The organism is Methylocella silvestris (assembly GCF_002891535.1).
Taxonomy (GTDB): Bacteria; Pseudomonadota; Alphaproteobacteria; order Rhizobiales; family Beijerinckiaceae; genus Methylocapsa; species Methylocapsa silvestris_A.
The window spans coordinates 78,443-84,492 of sequence record NZ_PDZR01000021.1 but is presented as its reverse complement, the minus strand read 5'-3'; the positions used below and the strand labels follow the sequence as shown (position 1 = coordinate 84,492).

The window sequence follows — 6,050 nt, the reverse complement described above, 5'->3', positions numbered from 1 at the left end:
ATGCCCGCCCGCTTCCTTAAATTTGCAAAACGCGCCGCGCTCGTCCTGACCATCATTGTGGCGACGCTGCTCGGCGTGCGGATCTATCAGGTCGAACGCGGGCCGGCGCTCAAACTCTGGCACACCCACGCGCCACATGAGATGGACGCCACGGCGCTCGATCATGCCGATTGGGCGCAATATCTGAAGGCGGAAGAAAAAATCTTCGCCGACGTGCGCCGGGAGGTGACCGACAAGCTCGATCCGCAGGACGATGTTCCGGTCAACCGCTATTTCGACGCCAGCCCGGTCTATCCGGGGCGCTTTGCGCAGGATTGGAACAGATCCTATGAGCTGGAGCCTGACGGCGCCGCGGCCGGCGCCGTCGTGCTGCTGCACGGGCTGACCGACTCGCCCTACAGCCTGCGCCACATCGCGCGGGCCTATCGCGATCATGGCTATGTGGCGGTGGCGATCCGCCTACCCGCGCATGGCACGACGCCAGCCGCCCTTGCGGATGTCGACTGGCCGGACTGGCTGGCGGCGACGCGCCTCGCCGTCCGGGAGGCGCGCTCGCGAATCGGCCCCTCGCTTCCGCTTCATATTGTGGGATTTTCCAACGGCGGCGCGCTCGCGCTGAAATACGCCCTTGACGCCATCGAGGATCCCAAGCTGACGCGGCCCGATCGGCTGGTGCTGATCTCGCCGATGGTCGGCATCACCCGCTTTGCCCGCTTTGCCGGACTGGCGGGACTTCCGGCCATTCTCCCGGCCTTCGCGAAGGCGGCGTGGCTCGGCATCGTGCCCGAATTCAATCCGTTCAAATACAACTCATTCCCGGTGAACGGCGCGCGCCAATCCTATTTGCTGACGCAGGCGCTGCAGCAGGAGATCGCGCGCCTCGCCGGCAGGGACCGCCTCGACGCGCTGGCGCCGATCCTGACCTTTCAATCCGTGATCGACTTTACCGTTTCGACGCGCGCGATCATCACATCCCTTTACGCGCAGCTGCCGCAGGGCGGTCACGAACTCGTGCTGTTCGATCTGAACCGCAGCGCCAAATTCGGGCAATTGCTTCGGCTCGCCTCCGATAATGCGCTGCAGCGCGTGATGCCGCCGGCGCCGCGCCGTTTCAGGACGGCTGTCATAACAAACGCCAATCCCAATACCAGCGAAGTCGTCGAGCAGGCGACCGAGGCGGGGGCGACGAATGGACAAACCCGTGCGCTGGGCCTTTCCTTCCCGCCGGGCGTGTTCTCACTCTCGCATGTCGCGCTGCCGTTTCCGCTGACGGATTCGCTCTATGGATTGCAGCCGGATCTCAGCGAGGATTTTGGCGTCAACCTCGGCGCGATCGCGCCGCGCGGGGAGCGGGGCGCGCTGATCGTCAGCCTCGACTCGCTGCTGCGCATGTCGTCGAACCCGTTCTTCCCTTATATGCTGGCGCGAATCGAGGAAGGATTTGGACCGCGACGCGCCCGATAGGGCTGCTGCCATGAGAAGCGCGCGGCCCGCACGAGCGGGACGAACGCCTCTGCTCTTTTACGCATCAATCCTGGCGGATGCGCGCCCGACGCTGCTACAGCTTTAAGACGCAGCGCCGCTCGGGGCCGGGGCGGCCTCGCTCGGCGCGGAGGCGCCGCCGCTGGCGATATGGCCGGCGAGCGCATTGCGCAGGCTCTGTTCCTTGCTCTCGTCGAGCGAGGTTTTCAGAACCACGCCGCCGTAACCCTGGATCGCGGCGACCACCTTGTCGGCGGTCATGCTCTCGATCAGGACGAACAGCGCGGCGTTGCCGGGCTGGATGCTCTCGGCCAGCTCCTTCATGAATTTATCATTGATGCCGACGTCGGTCAGCGCGCCGCCGAGCGCGCCGCTCGCCGCGCCAATCGCCGCGCCGAGCAGCGGATTAAGGAAGAGCACGCCGACGAGAAGTCCCCAGAAACTGCCGGATACGGCGCCGGCGGCGGTCGTGTTGATCACCTGATGCAGCTTGATCTGGCCATCCTCGGATTTGGTGGCGATCACAGCGTCCCCAAGCTTGATCAGATACTCTTTTTGAAGCTCGAAGAGCTCCTTGCGCACCTGTTCGGCCTTTTCTTCTGTCGGATAGACAATGACGACGAGATCGGACATTGAGTTTCTTCCCTTGGACGCCCTTACCGGCGCGGAGCGGCACCATGCGCCGCGATGCCCCGATTTTCAAGACGGGGGCGTCAAACAACCGAAGGAGCCTGTTGACGGCATGGACAGCAGCGTAACCCGCGTCGCCTCGGCGATGATCATCGCTTTTCTTGTCATCGGCGCGTTATATTTTGCCGATGCAGTGTTTGAACCCGTCGCTTTCGCGCTGTTTTTCATAGCCATCGTCTGGCCGCTGCAGAAGACCCTCGAAACGAAGATCCCCAGCGGGCTGGCGCTGATTGTCACGGTTCTCGTAACCCTTGTCGTCGTCATCAAGCTGACCTCCATGATCGCCTGGAGCGGCAGCCAGATCGGTCATTGGCTGAGCGTCAATTTCGATCGGCTCCAGGCGCTGTATTTCGCCTATGCGAAATGGCTCGAAGAGCATGACATTTACATCGCGACAGTGATCGCCGACCGGTTCAACGTTCTCTGGCTGCTGCGCCTGTTTCAGACCGTCGCCTTGCGCCTCAACAGCCTCATTGGTTTCTCGCTGCTGATCTTTATTTTTCTCGCGATGGGATTGCTGGAGGCGGAGGCCTTTTCCAAGAATCTGCGCGCCGTGGGCGGCGAGACGGGCGAAAGGCTAATCGCCGCCGGCAAGGCGACAGCGCGAAAATTCCGCCGCTACATGCTCGTGCGCACGGCGGCGAGCATTCTCACCGGCCTGATCGTGTGGGGCTTTGCGACGCTGGTCGGCCTCGAGCTTGCCGCCGCCTGGGGCGTCATCTCCTTTGCGCTGAACTATATTCCCTTCATCGGGCCGCTGATTGCGACCGTGCTGCCGACACTGTTTGGTTTTGCGCAGACGGGGTCGTGGGAGACGGCGGTTTTCATCCTCGTCGCGCTGACCGTCGTGCAATTCCTGATCGGCAGCTATTTCGAACCCCTGTTCACGGCCAAGACATTGTCGATCTCGCCCTTCGTCGTGATCTTCGCGGTCTTCTTGTGGGGCTTCATCTGGGGCCTGCCCGGAACCTTCATCGGAGTTCCCATTCTGATCGCCTGCCTTACGGTCTGCGAACAGTTTGCTTCGAGCCGCTGGCTCGCCGTTCTTTTGTCCGGTAAAGTTAAGGATGACGCGCCGGCGGCCGGCTGAGTTTCCGCCCCGTGGAACGCAAGGCGCAGGCGCGCGACACTGTGTAGACATTTCGGGCAAGAGAGCCAAAGCGACCACGGCCCTAGCCGCCCCAGCCGAAACGATCAGCCAGCGGCCCGTCTCCGCCAACCCCAAAGGCCCTGTCGATGGAACAAGCACCCACCACAATCGAGCGCGAGCCGATCCTTGTCGATCTGGCCCTGCAGGGCGGCGGCTCGCACGGCGCCTTTACCTGGGGGGTGCTCGATCGCCTGCTCGAAGAGCCCTGGCTTGAAATTGACGGCATCTCCGGCACCTCGGCCGGCGCGATGAACGCCGCCGTCCTGGTCGACGGACACGCCAAGGGCGGCGCGCCGGCCGCGCGCGAGGCGCTTGACGCGTTCTGGCGCGCGGTCGCCGAAGCCGCGCGCTTCAGCCCGCTGCGCCGTGGCCCGATCGACGTGTTGCTTGGCCGCTGGACGATGGAGTTTTCGCCCTTTTATGCGGGCGCCGAACTGATGTCGCGCATGTTTTCGCCCTACACCTTGAATCCCCAAGGGGCCAATCCGCTGCGCGACATTCTCGCCAAAGTGATCGATTTCGAGCGGCTCGCGCATTCGCCAATCAATCTCTTCGTCACCGCCACCAATGTGCGGACCGGGCGAGGCAAGGTCTTCAAGAACACCGCCGTCACGCCGGACGTCCTGCTCGCCTCGGCCTGTCTGCCGACGATGTTTCAGGCAATCGAGATCGACGGCGAATACTATTGGGACGGCGGCTATTCCGGCAATCCGACCATCACGCCGCTGATCCGCGAATGTAAATCGCAGGATACCATCCTCGTGCCGATCAATCCGGTCGAGCGCGAAGGCGTGCCGCGCACGACGACCGAGATCATGAACCGTCTGAACGAGGTGTCCTTCAACGCCGTCACCTTGAAGGAACTGCGCATGATGGCCCTCTTGCGGCGCGTCGCCGATCCCGGAAACAGTGAGGGCGCGCTATGGGCCAATATGCGCGTCCATATGATCAAGAACGAGATCATGACCAAGCTCGGCGCATCCTCGAAACTCAATGCGGAATGGGCGTTCCTCTCGCTTCTGCGCGACGAGGGACGCAAGGCGGCGCAGAATTTTCTCGACGAGCACGCAATGGATCTCGGGGCCCGCTCGAGCATGGATCTCGACGCGCTGCTGGAAGGCGTGTGAACGGGCGTTGTCGAACCTTGCGGCAGCTCCGCGAACTCCCGATTTTTCGTCGGCTCCCGGCAAATGAATCATTCGTTCGATCGCCGCAATTATCGACGACCCTCGCCGTCTTCTCCGGCGCGAATAATTACTATTAAATGTAACCAGTCATCAGATAATAATTATTGCAAAAGCTGGCTCGAGGCGTAAGCTTGACGGCGCAGCGCCGCCATCCAAGGCAAGCGCGCCGGGCCAGGGGAAAACAATGGACGCTCATCACCAGAATGGCGAAGCGTCCGCGCGATGGATTCGCCCCACCATGCTGTTGCTCTTTGCCGTCGCCGCCATCGTCACGATTTTTATCGGCGCCGCAAAAGCAGAATCGACGAAGTTCCGTTTCAATGATCTCAACACAACAATTTTCGGCCCCGCTTACGCCGATATTCTGGTCAAGGGCGAGAATTTCCTGACCTGCAAGCCGCCCGTCGGCCGCGCCTTCTCCTATGCCTTGTGTTATTTCTCAGGCCCCATGATCGGCTCGGCCGGTAATCCGCCGCTCCCGTGCAAACTGGCGAAGGACGGCAAGACGGCCGACTGCACATGCTATGGCCTCACCACCGAGCAATATCCGCCGATGGTGCCCTATTTCATCGATATCAACGCGATCCTTAACCTCGATCTCTATTTATCGACCGTCGCGGTCTGCGGCCATGACGGTGAGGCTTGCAACCCGCGCGAATTCATTCAAAATCAGACGCTATGGAACAGCGCCCCCGCCTGTACGGCGGCCAACAATAATGTGGTGATCCCCACCGCGCAGCTGATCTCCGTGTATACGCCCGTCAAGAACGCCGACTATGGCGGCGGGACGACAACCTGCAGCGCGGGCAAATATGCCGGATGCATGACGGCGCCATGTTACGAGACCGGGAAAGTTGATAGCGCGGGCAACAAGCTCGTCAGTTGCAAATGCCCCGTCTACGACGGCCCGTTCGAGATCGGCCAGGCCAACAGGCCCTGCGACGCCAACGTCCTGACGCCATGGAGCGCAAAGGACAAGGGACCTTATATATGGTCGGCCTCGCATAACCCGGCCCTCAACCCCGATCCCCCGGTCGACGGTTGTCTCGCCGACGCGCCGGGCGACAAGGGCTGTCCGCTCTATTCGGCAAGCACCGAATATCCGGTCGGCAAGGGAAGCGCGTTATGCAAGACCGTCTGTGAAAGCTACAAGACAGGCGTCCGCGAGAACACCAAGACCTTGTGGTCAAAGGGTCTTCAGGTCGCCTATAGCTGCGACTCCACGATTTGCACGACGCTGGGAATTGGACAAACCGGAGCCTCCACCGCCAAGCCGGCGCAGAAAGCGGCGCTTCTGAAGAAGGCGTGCGGCGGCCTCGCGCAACAGAGCGGCCTTGAGGCAATAATGGCCCTTGAGCAAATCAACAAATGCAGCTGCTGCGCCAGCCAGGTCTGCGGCTGCGCCAATCCGGGCACGGATATCAACGCCCGCACGCAGGCCGAAATCGCGCGGCTGAACGCCGAACAGGAGCAGCTGTCGATCACGCCGCAGTGTGAGATCAACGACACTTTGTGCGGCGCGCAGAAGCGGTAGGCGCGTT

Annotated in this window: 5 protein-coding genes; 4 read left to right on the top strand and 1 reads right to left on the bottom strand. The window is 62.0% G+C overall.

The window, feature by feature from the left end; genetic code table 11:
* On the top strand, window positions 1-1,464 hold a 1,464-nt coding region (locus CR492_RS16085; RefSeq protein WP_102844748.1), incomplete at its 5' end, for an alpha/beta hydrolase.
* Window positions 1,465-1,566: 102 nt separating this feature from the next.
* Here the strand turns inward: CR492_RS16085 and CR492_RS16080 are convergent.
* The gene (locus CR492_RS16080; RefSeq protein ID WP_102844747.1) at window positions 1,567-2,115 is read right to left on the bottom strand and encodes a DUF1269 domain-containing protein; all 549 of its coding nucleotides are present in this window, start codon (window positions 2,113-2,115) and stop codon (window positions 1,567-1,569) included.
* 109 nt (window positions 2,116-2,224) lie between these two features.
* On the opposite strand from CR492_RS16080, the gene CR492_RS16075 reads away from it, so the two are divergent.
* From CR492_RS16075 to CR492_RS16065, 3 genes are all read left to right on the top strand, one after another.
* A complete protein-coding gene (locus CR492_RS16075; RefSeq protein ID WP_102844746.1) occupies window positions 2,225-3,262 on the top strand; it encodes an AI-2E family transporter in 1,038 nt (345 codons plus the stop codon).
* Window positions 3,263-3,408: 146 nt separating this feature from the next.
* Window positions 3,409-4,449: a patatin-like phospholipase family protein gene (locus CR492_RS16070; protein WP_102844745.1), complete on the top strand. Its 1,041-nt coding sequence runs from the start codon at window positions 3,409-3,411 to the stop codon at window positions 4,447-4,449.
* 244 nt (window positions 4,450-4,693) lie between these two features.
* Window positions 4,694-6,043: a hypothetical protein gene (locus CR492_RS16065; protein WP_102844744.1), complete on the top strand. Its 1,350-nt coding sequence runs from the start codon at window positions 4,694-4,696 to the stop codon at window positions 6,041-6,043.
* Window positions 6,044-6,050: the final 7 nt, after the last annotated feature.

Bases quoted from the DNA above. Each gene is read 5' to 3' on its own strand.
- CR492_RS16080 (WP_102844747.1), bottom strand. From the start codon at position 2,115: ATGTCCGATCTCGTCGTCATTGTCTATCCGACAGAAGAAAAGGCCGAA.
- CR492_RS16075 (WP_102844746.1), top strand. From the start codon at position 2,225: ATGGACAGCAGCGTAACCCGCGTCGCCTCGGCGATGATCATCGCTTTT.
- CR492_RS16070 (WP_102844745.1), top strand. From the start codon at position 3,409: ATGGAACAAGCACCCACCACAATCGAGCGCGAGCCGATCCTTGTCGAT.
- CR492_RS16065 (WP_102844744.1), top strand. From the start codon at position 4,694: ATGGACGCTCATCACCAGAATGGCGAAGCGTCCGCGCGATGGATTCGC.